15 protein-coding genes are annotated in these 17,884 nt (G+C 69.2%); 11 read left to right on the forward strand and 4 right to left on the reverse strand.

What is annotated here, in order from left to right:
* Positions 1–29 precede the first annotated feature (29 nt).
* The 11 genes from N7640_RS03845 (at position 30) to N7640_RS03895 (ending at position 14,438) form a co-directional block, all read left to right on the forward strand.
* Positions 30–848, forward strand: a complete 819-nt coding sequence (locus N7640_RS03845) for a hypothetical protein (protein ID WP_279903699.1) — start codon at positions 30–32, stop codon at positions 846–848.
* Between the two features lie 76 nt (positions 849–924).
* Entirely contained in the window at positions 925–1,437 is a 513-nt protein-coding gene (locus N7640_RS03850) for a DUF4274 domain-containing protein (protein WP_279903700.1), read from the forward strand.
* A 19-nt stretch (positions 1,438–1,456) separates the two neighbouring features.
* Complete coding sequence (locus tag N7640_RS03855; RefSeq protein WP_279903702.1) at positions 1,457–4,888, forward strand: hypothetical protein; 3,432 nt, start codon at positions 1,457–1,459, stop codon at positions 4,886–4,888.
* Positions 4,885–5,304: a hypothetical protein gene (locus N7640_RS03860; protein ID WP_279903703.1), complete on the forward strand. Its 420-nt coding sequence runs from the start codon at positions 4,885–4,887 to the stop codon at positions 5,302–5,304. The genes N7640_RS03855 and N7640_RS03860 overlap by 4 nt, the downstream gene beginning before the upstream one ends.
* Positions 5,305–5,372: 68 nt before the next feature.
* Positions 5,373–8,204 (forward strand): valine--tRNA ligase, encoded by a 2,832-nt coding sequence (locus N7640_RS03865; protein WP_279903704.1) that lies wholly within the window; start codon positions 5,373–5,375, stop codon positions 8,202–8,204.
* Between the two features lie 296 nt (positions 8,205–8,500).
* Positions 8,501–8,797: a winged helix-turn-helix domain-containing protein gene (locus tag N7640_RS03870; protein ID WP_279903706.1), complete on the forward strand. Its 297-nt coding sequence runs from the start codon at positions 8,501–8,503 to the stop codon at positions 8,795–8,797.
* 33 nt (positions 8,798–8,830) lie between these two features.
* A complete protein-coding gene (locus N7640_RS03875) occupies positions 8,831–10,666 on the forward strand; it encodes an SLC13 family permease (RefSeq protein WP_279903708.1) in 1,836 nt (611 codons plus the stop codon).
* Between the two features lie 92 nt (positions 10,667–10,758).
* A complete protein-coding gene (locus tag N7640_RS03880; protein WP_279903709.1) occupies positions 10,759–11,706 on the forward strand; it encodes a DUF523 and DUF1722 domain-containing protein in 948 nt (315 codons plus the stop codon).
* Positions 11,703–12,638 (forward strand): MerR family transcriptional regulator, encoded by a 936-nt coding sequence (locus tag N7640_RS03885; RefSeq protein WP_279903710.1) that lies wholly within the window; start codon positions 11,703–11,705, stop codon positions 12,636–12,638. Before N7640_RS03880 ends, N7640_RS03885 begins: the two co-directional genes overlap by 4 nt.
* Complete coding sequence (phrB, locus tag N7640_RS03890) at positions 12,626–14,071, forward strand: deoxyribodipyrimidine photo-lyase (protein ID WP_279903711.1); 1,446 nt, start codon at positions 12,626–12,628, stop codon at positions 14,069–14,071. The genes N7640_RS03885 and phrB overlap by 13 nt, the downstream gene beginning before the upstream one ends.
* 61 nt (positions 14,072–14,132) lie before the next feature.
* Positions 14,133–14,438: a YkgJ family cysteine cluster protein gene (locus tag N7640_RS03895; protein ID WP_220813008.1), complete on the forward strand. Its 306-nt coding sequence runs from the start codon at positions 14,133–14,135 to the stop codon at positions 14,436–14,438.
* A 350-nt stretch (positions 14,439–14,788) separates the two neighbouring features.
* Here N7640_RS03895 and N7640_RS03900 read toward each other — a convergent pair whose 3' ends face one another.
* The 4 genes from N7640_RS03900 to prmC all read right to left on the reverse strand — a co-directional run bounded on the left by N7640_RS03900 (position 14,789) and on the right by prmC (position 17,778).
* Entirely contained in the window at positions 14,789–15,301 is a 513-nt protein-coding gene (locus N7640_RS03900; RefSeq protein ID WP_220813009.1) for an acyloxyacyl hydrolase, read from the reverse strand.
* 106 nt (positions 15,302–15,407) lie between these two features.
* Positions 15,408–16,199 carry a glutamate racemase gene (murI, locus tag N7640_RS03905; RefSeq protein ID WP_279903714.1) on the reverse strand — a complete coding sequence of 264 codons (792 nt, stop codon included), beginning with the start codon at positions 16,197–16,199 and terminating at the stop codon, positions 15,408–15,410.
* On the reverse strand, positions 16,196–16,951 hold the full coding sequence (locus N7640_RS03910) for a molybdopterin-synthase adenylyltransferase MoeB (protein ID WP_279903715.1): 756 nt from the start codon (positions 16,949–16,951) through the stop codon (positions 16,196–16,198). The genes murI and N7640_RS03910 overlap by 4 nt, the downstream gene beginning before the upstream one ends.
* Complete coding sequence (gene prmC, locus N7640_RS03915; protein ID WP_279903716.1) at positions 16,948–17,778, reverse strand: peptide chain release factor N(5)-glutamine methyltransferase; 831 nt, start codon at positions 17,776–17,778, stop codon at positions 16,948–16,950. Before prmC ends, N7640_RS03910 begins: the two co-directional genes overlap by 4 nt.
* Positions 17,779–17,884 lie beyond the last annotated feature (106 nt).

The following is a 17,884-nucleotide window of genomic DNA, read 5'->3' on the forward strand; positions in this document are numbered from 1 at the left end:
TGTGGCAACTCGCAGGGAGGCCAGAGCCCATGCCCCATCGTCGAAACACGCCGCCGACTCGAAACGCCCTGCGCTGGCTGGGGCTCTGCGCCGGAGCGCTGCTGGCCGGCGGTGCACACGCCTCGGCGCGCATCCTGGAACTGGACTGCGCCGGCCAGCCCTTCGTCGTCGAGGCGCGCCCGTTCGCCGAGAACGCCGCCGGCTCCTCCCAGGTCGACGTCCGCTACCGCTATCGTGGCCAGCCGCTCGCCGCCATCCGCTACGAAATCTTCTACAAGAACCTCGACGCCTACCTGCAGCGCGACACCGCGCGCACCCGCGCGTTCGGCCTCAATCTCGACACCGTAGGCACCAGCCGCCTCCACGGCTATGACTGGGGCGACACCCTGTACCTGCCGCCCGACGCCTTCTCCGCCACCGACTTCGAGCGCCTGGCCGCCTGCCTGGAGGCCGAGCGCGAGCGCATCCGCCGCACCTTCGCCGACGCCAGCATCACCAGCCGCACCTTCCTGGGCCTGATGAAGACCCGCACCTCGATGCCCGTGACCGGCATCGCCCGGCTGGTCCACGCCCCGGCGCCGATAGCCGGCCTGTACGGCGTCGGCAACTGGTACTTCGTGCTGGTCGAGGCCGGCGGGCGGGTCCTGGTGCACAGCAACTTCACCGCCAACAACCCGCCCGTCTCGACCGCGCTGGGCGAGGTCCGCAGCGACGGCAGGCACCCCACCCTCCTGGCGCCGGCCCGCTACCGGTTCCACGGCAAGGAATACGAGACGCGGGACCTGCTGACCCTGACCGACCGCCACGGACGGCGCATGGGAGACGACTACCGCCTGCAGCTCCGCTGAGCGCCACGCCGCATTTTCCGGCGGCGCAGCGTGCTAGGGTCTGCTCCCGTGGCGGACTCGACAGAAAGGAGGCGGCGTGTCCCACGACGACGACATCGACCAGCAGGCCTGGCAACTGCTGCTGGATCACCTGCAAGGCGCCACGCCGCAGCAACGGCACCTGTTCGCCGCCCGCAGCAACTACGACGGCAACCGCGACGCCCTGCAGTGGCTGGCCGACGACCCGCGCACCGAGCGCGCCACCGCCCTGCTCATGTACTGGGCGCTGGGCGCGGAATTCCACGCCCAGTACGCCACCGACGACGAAGTCCCCGGCTGGGCCAGCGGCAGCCACCGCCTGATCCGCCAGATCGAGGAACGCTTCCTGGCCGGCTTCTACGCCACGGGCACGCTGTACTTCGACCCGCGCCACGGCCCGGTGCCGCCCGGCGACTACGCGGGCGTGGAACAGAAGCGCCCCATCCCGCCGGCCATGCTGGCCGCCGTCATGGGCAGCGAAGAGGTCGACCTCGACGACGAGGACTACGACGAAGGCTTGCCGATGGCCGTGGCCGAAGCCATCTGGGCGCTCTACCAGCAGGACCGGTGACGACCGGCCAGGAGGCGACATGAACCCAGCCACACCCGCTCCCCGCATCCTGCCCCTCGGCGACATCTGGCCGACGCTGCCGGGCGAGCTGCGCGACCGCTACCTGCGCACCGACGACGATGACGAACTCGACGAGGAAGACCTGGCCTACTTCCTCGAAGGCACCTGCCTCTGCTTCGAGGGCGACACCACGTTGACCGACCAGCAGTGGCAAGCGCTGCGAAACGCACAGGAAACGACCCCGCTGCTGGTAGTCATCGGCGACCTTGTGTTCGCCGGCGATCCGCCGGAATGCGTGGTCACCGGCGACCTCGCCTGTGACGGCTTCTTCCACCACAGCGACTCGAACCGCCTGGTCGGCGGCAAGATCTCGGCGCGCCACTACGCCGCCTTCTTCGGCGGCGACGACGAGACCCTGCACCGCGGCTTCCGGGGCGTGGTGGACACGCCCCACGCGTTCTTCTGGTTCCACGACTGGCGCGACATCCAGCTGCCCGACGACTGCGTGGTGAGTTTCGTCTGCGACGGGCACCACTTCGAGGAGCCCGACCCGGCGGCCTGGTTCTACTGGTCCGAGGACCTGCTCGCCCTGCGCCCGGAGCTGTGCTATTCGCCGGGCTGCTGGAGCTCAGACGAACCGCACTGGAACTTCGCTGCCATGCGCAAGACGCTCGAGGCAGGCGAGTCGCTGTTCGTCGACGGCTTCGACCCCGCCTGCCTGCCGCTGGTGCGCCAGGCCGCCGATCACTTCCGCCAGCGCCAGTTCAAGGAGGCCTTCCTCGCCAGCAAGGCCGCCCTCGAACTGTCTCCCAGCTACATGCGCCCCTGGCGCGACGCCGGGCTGGCGCTGTACCGGGCCGACGCCCTGGAGCAGGCCATCCCCTACCTGGAGCGCGCCGCGGCGCTGATGCCCGAGCGCTACCCCACCCTGCAGAACGAGGCCGTGGACGACCTGGCGCTGTGCGCCCTGCGCCTGGGCGATCTGGAGCGGGCCATCGACCTCACCAGCAGCTCCCTCGAACGGATCACCCACGACCGTGACAAGCGCCTCAAGGCCGTGCTCTACCGCGTGCGCGGCGAGGCCCGGCTGCGCCGCGGCGAACTGGAGCCGGCCCGCGAGGACCTGGCCAAGGCCGCCGACCTGCATTGGAACAGCGCCTTCTACCTCTGGCTGGCCGGCCTGGCCTGCCACAAGTTGGGCGACGCCAAGGGCGCCAAGCAGTACCGCGGCCAGGCGGCCCGGCTCGACGCGCAATACGACCGGGACTTCGCCGGGCACGATGGCTCAGACTTCCGCTACAACCCGCCCGGCCGCGTCGACTGGGAGGCGCTGACGCTCGCCGACCTGCAGACGGAGCCGCAGGACGCCGACTACTGGCGCCGCTACCTGCGGCACAAGGCCTACGACAACCGCAAGAGCTTCCGCGCCATCCCGGCCGAATTCCTCACCCGCGACTTCTGCCTGGAAGCCATCGAGCTGTGCCCCGGCCGGCAGGACCACGGCGACATCTGGGTGGCCGAGTTCTTCCCCGAGGCGGTGTTCGACCACGAGATCGCCGAGCGCCTGATCGACTGCAGCGCCGCCAACCTGCGGCACGTGCCGCCGCGCCTGATCGACAAGGCACTGCTGCTGCGCGCCAGCCAGGGCAGCTACGACCCCGCCCTGATCCCCGCACAGCTGCTCGACGCCGAACTGTGCCGCCACCTGGTCGAGCGCCAGGTGCCGCCCGATGCCCTGCCCGAGCCGTGGCTCGACCATGCGCTGTGCCTGCACGCCGTGCGCCACTGGAGCAACGCTATCGAACACGTGCCGGGTCGCTTCCGCGACGAAACCTTCTACCTCACCGCGCTGGCCCATGCCGACAGCGCCTGGTTCATCGAGAACCGCATCCCGGCGCGCTACCTCGAACCACGGATGCTGTGCCGCGCGCTGGACATCCACTTCGGCCTGATCCAGCAATTGCCCGGCCGGCTGGTCGACGAAACGGTGTTCGCCCACGCCCATGCGCTCTGCCCGGACGAGGCGCTGTGGGCGCAGCTGACCGCCGAGCACGGCCCGCACTTCCGCCACCACAGGACCAGCGCCCGGTGCGCCGAACACTGCTGGGCGGTGTTCTGGGACGAGGCGCTGATGCTCGCCGAGATCGACAACCCGGACTACCACCTCTCGCCCTACGAGATCCCACCAGAGAAGTACACCCAGAAGATTGCCGACGCCGCCTTCAGGCGCGATCCGATCCACCTGTCCTGCATCCCGCGCCCGTTCATTACCCCGGCGATGGCCGAACGCTTCGCCGGCCAGTACGCGGACATGCTCCACGACGTGCCGCTGGCCCTGCGCAGCGAACGGGTCTGCGCACTCGCCGCACGCCACTCCTGGGACGAAGGCAAGTACTTCCGCCATGTGCCGCTGCGCTGGCGCGGCGTCGAGGCATGCATCCAGGCCCTGAAGCACAGCCCGGACAACGCCGACTTCATCCCGCGCGAGCACCTGTACGCCGTGTTCGACCGCCTGATCGAACGCCACGACGGCGAGTTCGCCCTCGGCTGGCTGTACTGCCAGCGCGGCCTGGGCGCGCTGGTGGGGGGCAATCCGGAGGCGGCGCTGGCCGACTTCGACCATGTGCTCGGCGCGCCACCGCCCGCCAGGCCGACCGGCCTGCTGGGCTCGCTGTTCGGCCGCAGGCCGGCGCAGACCGCCGACTTCGACGACGAGGACCGGGAGGAAGCGCGCTTCTACAAGGCCTGGGCCCTGCTGCGCCATCACGGCCGCCCGGCGGACGAGCTGCTGGCGCGACTCGACGAGGAACAGCGCGCCAATCTCGAACACTTCGAGATCGCCGAGCCGACCGAACCCTGCGACTTCGACCAGGAGGGCTTCGAGCGCCGACTGGAGGCCGCCGCCCAGCTCGCCCACAGTGGTGACCACCGCAGCGCGCACGACCTGGCCCGCGAAGCCGAGGCGCTGCTGCGCGAGGCCGGTCACGGCGATCACCACCTGTGGGCCGGCGTGCTCGACCAGCTGCGCTTCTTCAGCGGGGAACTCGGCGAGCACGAAGAAAACCAGCGCCTGTGCCGGGAAATCCTCGAACGCCTGGGCGGCGTGCGGGACTGGCCCTACCTGGAGCGCGACAACCTGATCCGCGCGGCCCGCCGCGCCGCGCACAACACCCTGGCCTGGCGGCTCGCCGACTCACCAGGGGCGGACGACCTCGTCCGGGCCGTCGAGCACGCCCGCGCGACGCTGCGCTTCGCGCCCATCGAGGGCGAGCAGGCCATCCTGCCCTTCTACGAGACCGCCGCCCGGGTGCTGCTACGCGCCGCCCAGGCGGACCCGGCCCGCGCCGACGAGGCCCGTCGCTACCTGGACCGCATCCGCGAGCACGGCCTGGTCGACCGGGGCCTGGTGACCGACGCCGAGGTGCTAGCGGCCCTGGAGCGCGAGGCATGAGCCCGGCCCGCTTCGAGGTGGAGGAAGTGTTCCACGGCGACGACGACGGCCTGCTGTGGCTGACCCTGGGCTACGCCTCCCCGCGCGACCCGCTCGACGTGCTGCACATCGCCTGCGGCCAGCCGACCGGCGTGGCCGAGCAGGACGCCCTCTATCTGGAGGGCAACGACCAGTCCCTGGCGGCGAGCGGCCAGGTGCTCGCCCTGGTCGCGCAGGCCGGTCGCGTCGAGCTGCACCTGACACCGACAGGCGCCGCCGCGCTCGGCCTGGCCGAACGGGTGGTGTTCGCCTTCGACCGGCAGCCGGCGCTGTTCCGCCCGGCGGCGCTGCAGCTGGCGCGCATGGCGGACTGCGGACAGACCTGCATTCGGGCGGCAGCTGACGGGTGGCCCGGGGCCGAAGCGCATCGGGTCTAAACCCGAGGGGCCGGTTTGCCTTATACTCGGCGGCTTTTCCGCTCAGCCGTCATAGGGTCCCGCCGCGCATGGACAAGACCTACCAGCCGCACGCCATCGAAACTTCCTGGTACCAGACCTGGGAGCAGAACAACTACTTCGCCCCGCAGGGCTCCGGCGAGCCCTACACCATCATGATCCCGCCGCCGAACGTCACCGGCAGCCTGCACATGGGCCATGGCTTCAACAACGCCATCATGGACGCGCTGATCCGCTTCCGCCGCATGCAGGGCCGCAACACCCTGTGGCAGCCGGGCACCGACCACGCCGGCATCGCCACCCAGATGGTGGTGGAGCGCCAGCTGGCCGCCGACGGCATCGCCCGCCACGACCTCGGCCGCGAGAAATTCCTAGACAAGGTCTGGGAGTGGAAGGAGCAGTCCGGCGGCACCATCACCCGGCAGATTCGTCGCCTCGGCTCCTCGGTGGACTGGTCGCGCGAGCGCTTCACCATGGACGAGGGCCTGTCCGAGGCGGTCAAGGAAGCCTTCGTGCGCCTGCACGAGGACGGCCTGATCTACCGCGGCAAGCGTCTGGTCAACTGGGACACCAAGTTCCACACCGCCATCTCCGACCTCGAAGTGGAGAACCACGACGAGAAGGGCCACCTGTGGAACCTGCGCTACCCGCTGGCCGACGGCCACAAGACCGCCGACGGCAAGGACCACCTGATCGTCGCCACCACCCGCCCGGAAACCATGCTGGGCGACTCGGCCGTCGCCGTGCACCCGGACGACGAGCGCTACAAGGCGCTGATCGGCCAGTACGTCGACCTGCCGCTGGTGGGCCGGCGCATCCCGATCATCGCCGACGAATACTGCGACCCCGAGTTCGGCACCGGCTGCGTGAAGATCACCCCGGCCCACGACTTCAACGACTACGAAGTCGGCAAGCGCCACAACCTGCCGCTGATCAACATCTTCGACCAGGACGCCGCGGTGCTGCCGGGTGCGCAGATCTTCAACATCGACGGCAGCGTCAATGCCCTGATCGACTCCGGCCTGCCCGCCGCCTACGCCGGCCTGGACCGTTTCGAGGCGCGCAAGCGCATCGTCGCCGACATCGAGGCCCTGGGCCTGCTGGAGAAGATCGACGACCACGCCCTGAAGGTGCCGAAGGGTGACCGCTCCGGCACCGTGATCGAGCCCTGGCTGACCGACCAGTGGTACGTCTCCACCAAGCCGCTGGCCGAGAAGGCCATCGCCGTGGTCGAGAGCGGCGAGATCCAGTTCGTGCCCAAGCAGTACGAGAACATGTACTTCAGCTGGATGCGCGACATCCAGGACTGGTGCATCAGCCGCCAGTTGTGGTGGGGCCACCGCATCCCGGCCTGGTACGACCAGGCCGGCAACGTCTACGTCGGCCGCGACGAGGCCGAGGTGCGCGCCAAGCACGACCTCGGCGACATCCCCCTGCGCCAGGACGACGACGTGCTCGACACCTGGTTCAGCTCCGGCCTGTGGACCTTCTCCACCCTCGGCTGGCCGCAGCAGACCGACTTCCTCAAGACCTTCCACCCGACCGACGTGCTGGTCACCGGCTTCGACATCATCTTCTTCTGGGTCGCCCGGATGATCATGCTGTCCACCCACCTGACCGGGCAGATTCCGTTCAAGACCGTGTACGTCCACGGCCTGGTGCGCGACGGCCAGGGCCAGAAGATGTCCAAGTCCAAGGGCAACGTGCTCGACCCGCTGGACATCGTCGACGGCATCACCCTGGACGCGCTGCTGGAGAAACGCACCAGCGGCATGATGCAGCCGAAGCTGGCCGAGAAGATCGCCAAGCAGACCCGCGCCGAGTTCCCCGACGGCATCGCCAGCTACGGCACCGACGCCCTGCGCTTCACCTTCTGCTCGCTGGCCACCACCGGCCGCGACGTGAAGTTCGACATGGGCCGGGTCGAGGGCTACCGCAACTTCTGCAACAAGCTGTGGAACGCCACCAACTTCGTGCTGGAGAACACCGACGGCAAGGACTGCGGCGTCAATGACGAGCCGGTGGAACTGTCCGCCGTCGACCGCTGGATCATCTCCGCCCTGCAACGCTGCGAGCAGGACGTCACCCGCCACCTCGACGCCTTCCGCTTCGACCTGGCGACACAGGCGCTCTACGAGTTCGCTTGGGATGAGTACTGCTCCTGGTACCTGGAGCTGGTCAAGCCCGTGCTGTGGGATGAAAACGCACCCGCCGAGCGCCTGCGCGGCACCCGCCGAACTCTAGCGCGTGTGCTGGAAGTGATCCTGCGCCTGGCCCACCCGTTCATGCCCTTCATCACCGAGGAGATCTGGCAGCGCATCAAAGGTCAGGCGGGAGCCAGTGGAGACACGCTGATGCTGCAGTCCTGGCCGGTGGCCAACGAGAGCCGCATCGATGTCGCCGCGGAAGAGGATATCGCCTGGATCAAAACGCTGATGCTCGGCGTGAGACAGATTCGCGGCGAGATGAAGATATCCCTGGCCAAACGTATCGACGTGGTACTGGCCAATGCCAATGCTGAGGACCTGCGCCGCCTGACTGAGAATGCGCCGCTGCTGAACAAGATGGCCAAGTTCGAATCTGTCCGCGTGCTGGCCGCCGGCGAGGAAGCGCCGATGTCCGCTACCACCCTGGTCGGCGACATGCAGGTGCTGGTGCCGATGGCCGGCCTGATCGACAAGGACGCCGAACTGGCGCGCCTGGACAAGGAAATCCAGCGCCTGGACGGCGAGGTCAAGCGGGTCGGCGGCAAGCTGGCCAACGAAGGCTTCGTCGCCAAGGCCCCGGCCGAAGTGCTCGACAAGGAACGCGCCAAGCTGGCCGAAGCCGAACAGGCACTGGCCAAGCTGGCCGAGCAGCGCGAGAAGATCGCCAGCCTGTAAGAGAACCGAGGCCCGCTGTTGCGGGCCTCGTTGCTTTCGCTCTCCCTCCGGGAGGGGCTTTCCGTCGCACGGAGTTGCTTGTTGCACCCTCACCCCGGCCCTCTCCCGGAGGGAGAGGGAGCCCACATGAGTTCCGGGGAAAATCTCCCCGGTCTGGGTCCCCGACTCCCTCTCCCTCTGGGAGAGGGGTTGGGGGTGAGGGGCTTTCCGGCGACAAGGAGTTGCCTGTTGCGCGCTCACCTCAGCCCTTTCCCACAGGGAGAGAGCAACATCTCCGCCCCTGCAAGGAGCACTCCATGGAAACCAGCAAGACCCGCACCAGCTTCTACCGCCGTCTCTACGTGGCCTGGCTGGTCGACAGCGGCGCGGCCGCCAGCGTGCCGGCCCTGATGGCCGCCACCGGCATGCCCCGGCGCACCGCCCAGGACACCCTGGCGGCGCTGGCCGAACTGGACATCGACTGCGCCTTCGTCCAGCACGACGGCGAGCGCAACAACGCCGGCCACTATCTGATCCGGGACTGGGGGCCGATCGACCGGCGCTGGGTGGAAGCGCATCTGGCGCAGATCAAGGCATTGCTCGGCTACCCCTGAAACAATCGCCCGGTATCGATGACGGAAGACGGCATGAATCCACAGTTGCTCTGGGTCCTTGCGCTGCTGCTCGGCGCCATCGTTCTGTTCGCCCTGAACAGGCCGCGCATGGACGCCGTGGGCCTGCTGGTGCTGGTCGCCCTGCCCCTGACCGGTGTGCTCGACATGGGCCAGGCCCTGTCCGGTTTCGGCGACCCCAACGTGGTGCTGATCGCCGCGCTGTTCGTGATCGGCGAGGGCCTGGTGCGCACCGGCATCGCCTACCGCCTGGGCGACTGGCTGGCCGCGCGGGCCGGCAACAGCGAGGCGCGCCTGATCGTGCTGCTGATGCTGGCCGTGGCCGGGCTCGGCTCGGTGATGAGTTCCACCGGGGTGGTCGCCATCTTCATCCCGGTGGTGCTCAGCGTCGCCGCGCGCCTGCGCCTGTCGCCGACCCGGCTGATGATGCCGCTGGCCTTCGCCGGGCTGATCAGCGGCATGCTGACCCTGGTCGCCACGCCCCCCAACCTGGTGGTGCACGCCGAGCTATTGCGCGCCGGGCTGGACGGCTTCGGCTTCTTCGGACCGACGCCGATCGGCCTGCCGGTGCTGGTCCTGGGCATCGGCTACATGCTGCTGGCGCGCCGCTGGCTGGTGCGCGCGGACGCCGGGGCGGTGACCACCGAGGCGCGGCCGACCCTGGCCGAGCTGTCGCGCAACTACCGCCTGAGCGAGCGCGAGCGGCGCCTGCGGGTACGCGCCGACTCGCCGCTGGCCGGCCAGGTGCTCGACGAACTGGAGCTGCGCAAGCAGCACGGCATCAACGTGATCGCCGTGGAGCGCGAGCGGCAGTTCCGCACCCTGCTGCTGATGGCCACCGGCAGCACCCAGCTGCAGGCCGGCGACATACTGCTGGTCGATCTGGTCAGTCCGGCCATCGGCCTGCTCGGCACCTACCGTGAGCTGGGCCTGGAGCCGGCGCCGCTCACCGCCTCCTACTACGCCCGCCACTCGCACCAGCTCGGCCTGGCCGAGGTGGTGCTGCCGCCGGAGTCGCGGCTGGCCGGCAGGACGGTGCAGGAAATCGCCTTGCGCAGCCGTCACCACCTCAACCTGGTCGGCCTGCGCCGCCAGGGCAAGGCGCTCGAGGGCGTGCTGGTGGACGAGCCGCTGCGCGCCGCCGACAGCCTGCTGGTGGCCGGCGAATGGAAATACATCCACCGCCTGCAGCAGCAGACCCGCGACTTCCTGGTGCTCGGCCTGCCGGTTGAAGTGGACGAAGTGGCGCCGGCCATCCGCAAGGCGCCCTACGCCCTGCTCAGCCTGGCGGTGATGATCGGCCTGATGGTCAGCGGCGCGGTGCCCAACGTGCTCGCCGCGCTGATCGGCTGCCTGCTGATGGGCGCCTTCCGCTGCATCGACCTGGACAGCGCCTACCGCGCCATCCACTGGCCGACGCTGATCCTGATTGCCGGCATGCTGCCCTTCGCCCAGGCGCTGCAGCAGACCGGCGGCGTCGACCTGGCCGTGCGCGGCCTGGTCGGCCTGCTCGGCGATGCCGGCCCCCGCGCCCTGCTCGCCTGCCTGTTCGCGCTCACCGCGGTGATCGGCCTGTTCGTCTCCAACACCGCCACCGCCGTGCTGATGGCGCCGGTGGCCATCGCCGTGGCGCAGAGCCTCGGCCTGTCGCCGCTGCCCTTCGCCATGACCGTGGCCCTGGCCGCCTCGGCTGCCTTCATGACCCCGGTTTCCTCGCCGGTGAACACCCTGGTGATGACGCCCGGCCGCTACCGCTTCAGCGACTTCGTGCGGGTCGGCGTGCCCTTCACCCTGCTGGTGATGCTGGTCGCGGTGGGGCTGGTGCCCTGGTGCTTCCCCTTCGCCCCCTGAAAACCTGTACAAGACGAACGGCCTGTACAACTTTCGCCCGGCATGCTTTCTTGTACAAGAAATCGACCTTGTACAAGTATGTGGAGGTGCACATGGGCGAACGTCTCAAGCTGGGCATCAGCGCCTGCCTGCTCGGCGAGCGGGTGCGCTACAACGGCGGGCACAAGCGCTCGACGCTGTGTACCGACATCCTCGCCGAGCACTTCGAGCTGGTGCCGGTCTGCCCGGAAATGGCCGCCGGCCTGGGCAGCCCGCGCCCGCCGATCCGCCTGGTCGGCGACCCGCACGCGCCTCGTGCCCTGATACCGCAGGAAGACGACCGCGACCTGACCGCCGCGCTGCAGGCCCAGGCCGTGCGCGCCGCCGCCCTGCCCGGCCTCAGCGGCTTCGTGCTGATGCACAGGTCGCCGTCCTGCGGGCTGCACCGGGTCAAGCTGTACCGCGATAACAGCCACCTCGCCGAGGTCGCCACCCGTGGCGTGTTCGCCGCCGCCCTGCACACCCTGCGCCCGGACCTGCCGCTGGAGGACGAAGGCCGCCTGCACGATCCGGTGCTGCGCGAGAACTTCCTCAACCGGGTGTTCGTCCACGGCCGCTGGCAGCGCCTGCTGAATGCCGGCCTGACCCGCCAGGGGCTGATCGACTTCCATGCCCGGCACAAGTACCTGCTGATGGCCACCCACCCGCAGCAGCAGAAGGCGCTCGGCCGGCTACTCGGCGACCTCGGCCGGCAGGACCTGGACGAACTCGCGCCGCGCTACTTCGACCAGCTCATGGCCGCGCTGAGCCGACACGCCACCCGAGGCACCCACAGCAACGTGCTGCAGCACCTGAGCGGCCACCTCAAACAGCAGCTCGGCGACGACGAGCGCGCCGAACTGCAGCAACTGATCGAGCAGTACCGCAGCGGGGTGATCCCGCTGGTGGTGCCGCTGACCCTGCTGCGCCACCACTTCAAGCGCCATCCGGACGCCTACGTTGCCAACCAGGACTACCTGCGTCCCTACCCGGACGTTCTCGCCCTGAGAAACGCGCTATGACCTCGACGCCCCTCGACTACCCGAGCGCCCTGGCCCAGGGCTACCTGCCGATCCGCGAGGTGGCGCGCAGCACCGGGGTCAACCCGGTGACCCTGCGCGCCTGGGAACGGCGCTACGGCCTGGTGGTGCCCCTGCGCACGGCCAAGGGCCACCGCCTCTACGCGCCCGAACAGGTGCAGCGCATCCAGCAGGTGCTGACCTGGCTCAACCGGGGCGTGGCCGTCGGCCAGGTGCGCGAGCTACTGGACCGCAGCGAACCGCCCGAGGCGGCGCTCAGCGGGGTGTGGGACGAACTGCGCCAGGCCATGCTGCAAAGCATCGCGCGCCAGGCCGAACGCAGCCTGGACGAAGCCTTCAACCGCGCCCAGTCGCTCTACCCGCCGCCGATCATCTGCCGCCAGTTGCTGCTGCCGCTGCTCGCCGAACTGGACGGGCGCTGGCGCGAGCTGCCCTTCGGCGCACGTCTGGAACAGGCGTTCTTCCATGCCTGGCTGCGCAGCAAGCTCGGCGCCAGGCTGTACCACGACAACCGCCAGCAACAGGGTTCACCCCTGCTGCTGGTCAGCCAGTCCGAACGGCCCCTGGAGCCCGGCCTGTGGCTGTGCGCCTGGCTGGCCGGCAGCGCCGGCTGCCCGGTGCAGGTGCTGGACCAGGCGGTGCCGGCCAACGAGCTGGTGCAGGCGGTGGACCACATCGCCCCGCGCGCCCTGCTGCTGTATTCCAGCCAGGCCCTGGCGACGGCGCTGCGCCACCAGTTGCCGCGCCTGCTCGACGCCTGCGCCGTGCCGTTGCTGCTGGCGGGACCGGCGGCCGACATCCACGCCGAAGAGCTGCGCCCCGTGCACGGCCTTCACCTAGCCGCCGACCCGCTGATCGCCGAACAGCGGCTGCGCGCACTGGGGCTGCTGGAGGAAATCCCATGCGCCAACTGATGTGGCTGCGCAGCGACCTGCGCGTGGCGGACAACAGCGCGCTGGCCTCCGCCATGGCCACCGGCCCCACCCTCGCCGTGTACCTGATCAGCCCCGAGCAATGGCGCGAACACGACGACGCGCCGTGCAAGGTCGACTTCTGGCTGCGCAACCTGGCCGAACTACGCCCGCGCCTGGCGGCGCTCAACGTGCCGCTGCTGATCCGCACTGCGCCTCACTGGCGCGACGCGCCCAGGGTGCTCGCCGAACTGTGCCGCGAGCACGACATCGCCGGGGTGTGGGTCAACGAGGAATACGGCCTCAACGAGCAGGCCCGCGACCAAGCGGTGGAGCACGAGCTTCGTCGTGACGGCGTGACCTTTCACCACTGGCTGGACCAGCTGTTCTTCCGCCCCGGCAGCGTGCTGACCAGGTCCGGCGGCTACTTCCAGGTGTTCAGCCAGTTCCGCAAGGTCTGCTACCAGCGCCTGCACACCGCCCTGCCCGCCCTGGTGCCGTTGCCGTCCCGACAGCAGCCGCTGGATATCGCCAGCGACGCCATCCCCGGTGAGGTCGAGGGCTTCGCCACGCCAGACGCCGAGCTGCGTGAACACTGGCCGGCTGGCGAGGAGGCCGCGCGCGAGCGCCTCGCCCTGTTCGCCGACGAGATGCTGGGCGACTACGAGCGGCGCCGCGACCTGCCGGCGGTGGACGGCACCAGCCGGCTCTCGCCCTACCTGGCCGCCGGCGTGCTGTCGCCGCGCCAGTGCCTGCACGCCGCGCTGCGCGGCAACCGGGGCGAGTTCGATACCGGCAATCCCGGCGCCGTCGCCTGGATCAACGAGCTGCTCTGGCGCGAGTTCTACAAGCACACCCTGGTCGGCTACCCGCGCGTCTCGCGGCACCGCGCCTTCCGCCCGGAGACCGAGGCCGTGCCCTGGCGTCACGCGCCGGACGAGCTGGAAGCCTGGCAGCAGGGCCGCACCGGTATCCCCCTGATCGACGCGGCGATGCGCCAACTGCTGGCGACCGGCTGGATGCACAACCGCCTGCGCATGGTGGTGGCGATGTTCCTGACCAAGAACCTGCTGATCGACTGGCGCGAGGGCGAGCGCTGGTTCATGCGCCACCTGATCGACGGCGACCTGGCGGCCAACAACGGCGGCTGGCAGTGGAGCGCCTCCACCGGCACCGACGCGGCGCCCTACTTCCGGATCTTCAATCCGCTCAGCCAGTCGCGCAAATTCGATCCGGACAGCCGCTTCATCCGCCGCTGGCTGCCGGAGCTGGCGGCGTTGGACGACCGTGACATCCACGATCCGTCCGCGCGGAGTGACCTGTTCGCGGCGACCGCATCCGACTACCCGCCGCCAATGGTCGACCTCGGCGCCTCCCGCGAGCGTGCCCTGGCGGCATTCCGCGACCTGCCCCGGCGAGGAAACGACCCAGCCTGAAGCCCTGCGCGCCGACCAGCCGGCACCCGCGCAGGCGCAAGCTGCCGTACACTGCGCGCCCATGAGCACCATCCCCCACCTGCAGCTCCCCACCGCCGACATCAGTTGCAGCAACTGCGCCGCCTGCTGCTGTCAGCTGGAAGTGATGCTGATCACCGATACCGGCGTGCCCCGGCGCTTCATCGACACCGACGACTGGGGCGGCGAGGTGATGCGTCGCCTGGATGACGGCTGGTGCGCGGCGCTGGACCGCGACAGCATGCGCTGCACCATCTATGAGGTGCGCCCGCTGATCTGCCGCGAGTTCGAGATGGGCTCGGCCGAATGCCGCGACGAACGCGGCGGCATGCCCGGCATCTACCGCTGACGAACAGGCATGGCAAAGGCCATGCCCCGTTAGATGTTGTAGTGCCCTGAGCCCTTCTGGATCCCCGCCTGCGCGGGGATGACGAGGTAGGGTGGAGTTTCCTCCGAAGCCGTCATTCCCGCGCAGGCGGGACAGCAGTTGTATCGCTGAACAGCGCTTGCGCTGGCCCGAAGGGGAATAGCTGCAGCGTTCAGATAGAGGGGCTTGGCCACGCAGCGCGTAGGGTGGGTTTCTATTGATAGTGCAAGCGGGCCGTTTCCGCAGAGCAGCTGTAGCGTCTGCAACACGCAACGGGGACACGGACATGAAAAAGCCGGGCACCCGGCCCGGCTCTTTCAGGACACCCGCATTCAGAAGCTGGTGCGGTAATGCAGGGTATAGGCTTCCACGCCATCGTTAGGCTGCTTGATGCCGGCGTTGGAATAGTGGATGGCACGAATGCCCACTTCCTGACCGGAGAAGCGCACGCCCGCACCAATGCGGTCCTCGAACTGGAAGGAGGAGCCCAGGTCGTTGCTTTCCAGTTTGGTGTTGGCGAAGGCCGCGACGCCGATGCCGGCCTCGATGTAGGGCTTCACGCTGTCGCCGGCGAATTCGTAGACGAATACCGGGCTGAACGAAAGGCTGTGGTTGGTGGAGGTCTCGTCACCGTCCCAGTAGGTGTAGCCGGCATCCCAGTAACCGGTCAGGCGACCTACGCTGCTCTCCCACCAGCTGTTGTCCCAATCCCATTGGGCGCCCAGCCGGTAGACCATGGTCGAGTCGCCGCTCTGACCCACCGCTGCGGTGAAATCGACGGCTTGAGCGGAAAGGCTGGCCAGGCCGAGGGCTATCACGGTCGCCTGAGCAATTATCTTCTTCATGTAACCTTCCTGTTACCGAGGGGGTGATGAACGCTTTATCGCGCTGGAGTATAGAAAACTTTTGTATCAGAGAAAGATACAGCCGAAATGAAACAGTCACTTCGCCTCAAACAGGGAGCGACCGGACGTCTGCAAGTTCAGACAATAATTTCGGCAGCACCCGCTGCATGGCCGCGACGTCTCCGCTGCACCAGTAGCGGGTCGCCAGCGCCGGACCTTCGGCGCGCAGGCCATGCTGCTCCAGCAGCACTTGCAGACGCCGTGCCACCGCGGCGCCGGTGTCCACCAGGCTGACCGACGCCGGCACCATCGCGCGCAGCAGCGGCTCGATGAAGGGGTAGTGGGTGCAGCCGAGGATCAGGGTGTCGCAGCCCTCGGCCAGCAGCGGCCCGACCCATCCCTGCAGCAGCTCGCGGGTGCGCGGCGCGTCCAGTTCGCCGGCCTCGATCTGCTCGACCAGCCCCGGGCAGGGCTGGGTGATCACCCGCACGTCACTGGCGAAACGGTCCAGCAATGCGGCGAACCTGGCGCTCTTCAGCGTACCGGTGGTCGCCAGCACGCCGACCACGCCGCTGCGGGTCGCGGCCGCCGCCGGTTTCACCGCCGGCTCCATGCCGACGATGGGCAGCTCGGGATAGCGCTCGCGCAGGTCGGCCACGGCCGCCGCGGTGGCCGTGTTGCAGGCCAGCACCAGCGCCTTGGCGCCCTGCCCGAGGAGAAACTCGGCGATCTTCTGGCTACGTAAACGGATGAACTCGGAGCTCTTCTCGCCATAGGGCACGTGGCCGCTGTCGGCGACATACAGCAGCGACTCGGCCGGCAGCAACGCACGGACCTCGCGCAGCACCGAGAGGCCGCCGACGCCGGAGTCGAACAGGCCTATCGGCGCCTCGCTCACGGCCGCCCTCCACACACGCTGCACGCCGGGTCGCGCCTGACCCGCAGCTCGCGGAAGCGCGTGCCCAGGGCGTCGACCAGCAGCAGGCGGCCCACCAGCGGCTCGCCGAAACCGGCCAGCAGCTTGAGCGCCTCCAGCGCCTGCAGGCTGCCGACCAGCCCCACCAGCGGGCCGACAACGCCGGCCTCGCTGCAGGTCAGCTCCGCCTCGCTGCCGTGGCCGTACAGACAGTGGTAGCAGGGGCTCGCTGCATCGCGGGGGTCGAACACCGCGAGCTGCCCCTCCAGGCGGATCGCAGCGCCGGACACCAGCGGCCGCCCCGCAGCCACGCAGGCGGCGTTGACCGCCTCGCGGGTGGTGAAGTTGTCGCAGCAGTCGAGCACCAGATCCACCGCCGCCACGGCGGCGGCCAGGGAGTCCTCGTCCAGTGCCACGCGATGGGGCACCAGCGTGATCTGCGGATTGAGCGCGGCGAGCCGGGCCATGGCCGAATCCACCTTGGCGACGCCGACCTGGCTGCCGTCGTGGATGATCTGCCGCTGCAGGTTGGTCAGGTCCACCGTGTCGAAGTCGGCCAGGTGCAGCTCGCCGACGCCGGCGGCGGCCAGGTACAGGGCCACCGGCGAACCGAGGCCACCGAGGCCGACGATCAGCACGCGGCTCGCCTTCAACCTGATCTGCCCGGCCACGTCGATCTGCGCCAGCAATATCTGCCGGCTGTAGCGCAGCAGTTCGTCGTCGCTCAGGTTCATGCCGACCACCGTCCCAGGGAAATGCGCTCATGGCCGCCCAGGTCGCGGCGGCTCTCCACGGCGAGGAAGCCGGCGTCGCTCAGCAACGCTCGCACCGCCTCGGCCTGATCATAGCCATGCTCCAGCAGCAGCCAGCCGCCGGCCTCCAGATGCTGCGGCGCATCACCAATGATCTGGCGAATATCGTCCAGGCCATCGGCGCCGGCCACCAGCGCGCTCATCGGCTCGAAGCGCACATCGCCTTCGCCCAAATGCCGGTCTTCCGCGGCGATATAGGGCGGGTTACTGACGATCAGGCCGAAGCGCTCGCCAGCCAGCGCCTCGAACCAGATGCTCTGGCGGAACTCAGCATTGTCCAGCTTGAGGCGCTGGCGATTGCGCTCGGCCAGTTCAACCGCATCGAGAATGCGGTCCACGCCGGTCACCCACCAGCCGCCGCGCTCGCTGGCCAGGGCCAGGGCGATAGCGCCGGTGCCGGTGCCCAGGTCGAGCACACGCAACGGCGTGGCCGGGGCCAGCTGCAGGGCGGTCTCCACCAGCAGCTCGGTATCGGGACGCGGGATCAGGGTGTGCGGCGCGACCTCCAGGTCCAAGCTCCAGAAGCCCTGGTGGCCGAGGATGTAGGCCACCGGCTCGCCGGCGCGGCGGCGGTCGAGCATGGCGGAGAAGGTGGCGAGCTGCTCGGTGCCCGGCTCGCGCTCGGGCCAGGTGCGCAGGTAGCTGCGCGGCTTGCCGAGTGCGGCGCCCAGCAGCAGCTCGGCATCCAGCCGCGCCGTCGGCGAATCGGGCAGCACCACGCTATCGAGCAGGGATTGGATGGAGGCCATGCGCGAGGTCCTATGCTTTCAACCCCCTCTCCCTCTGGGAGAGGGCTGGGGTGAGGGTGACACAGGCAACTCGGAGCAACCTGAAACCCTCACCCCCAGGAGAAGA

This window comes from Pseudomonas sp. GD04015 (assembly GCF_029837675.1).
Classification (GTDB): domain Bacteria; phylum Pseudomonadota; class Gammaproteobacteria; order Pseudomonadales; family Pseudomonadaceae; genus Aquipseudomonas; species Aquipseudomonas paralcaligenes.